Below are 779 nucleotides of genomic sequence, written 5' to 3'. Positions count from 1 at the left end.
GCGTGCACACAAGCCACTTGGGCGTTGTATGGTTAAGCCTCTCGGGCAATTAGTACAGGTTAGCTTAACGTGTCGCCACGCTTCCACACCCTGCCTATCAACGTTGTGGTCTCCAACGACCCTTATGCAGACTTATAGTCTGAGGGATAACTCATCTTGTGGCCGGCTTCCCGCTTAGATGCTTTCAGCGGTTATCCGTTCCGAACATAGCTACCGGGCAGTGCCATTGGCATGACAACCCGAACACCAGCGGTTCGTTCACTCCGGTCCTCTCGTACTAGGAGCAACTCCACTCAATTATCCAACGCCCACGGCAGATAGGGACCGAACTGTCTCACGACGTTCTAAACCCAGCTCGCGTACCACTTTAAATGGCGAACAGCCATACCCTTGGGACCGACTTCAGCCCCAGGATGTGATGAGCCGACATCGAGGTGCCAAACACCGCCGTCGATATGAACTCTTGGGCGGTATCAGCCTGTTATCCCCGGAGTACCTTTTATCCGTTGAGCGATGGCCCTTCCATTCAGAACCACCGGATCACTATGACCTACTTTCGTACCTGCTCGACGTGTCTGTCTCGCAGTTAAGCTGGCTTCTACCATTACACTAACCGTACGATGTCCGACCGTACTTAGCCAACCTTCGTGCTCCTCCGTTACTCTTTAGGAGGAGACCGCCCCAGTCAAACTACCCACCAGACACTGTCCGAAGCCGCGATTCAGCAGCCTTCGTTAGAACATCAAACATACAAGGGTGGTATTTCAAGGTCGGCTCCA

Annotated in this window: 1 rRNA gene; it reads right to left on the bottom strand. The window is 53.4% G+C overall.

Annotated features, from left to right (window positions below):
* Nucleotides 1–28: 28 nt before the first annotated feature.
* Nucleotides 29–779, bottom strand: a 23S ribosomal RNA gene (locus tag Q3O60_RS17605); the annotation flags it as partial.

Origin of the sequence: Alkalimonas collagenimarina (assembly GCF_030717845.1) — a bacterium.
GTDB classification, from domain to species: domain Bacteria; phylum Pseudomonadota; class Gammaproteobacteria; order Enterobacterales; family Alteromonadaceae; genus Alkalimonas; species Alkalimonas collagenimarina.
Note: the sequence above shows the minus strand (reverse complement) of the source record. Positions and strands in the feature narration are given on the sequence as shown.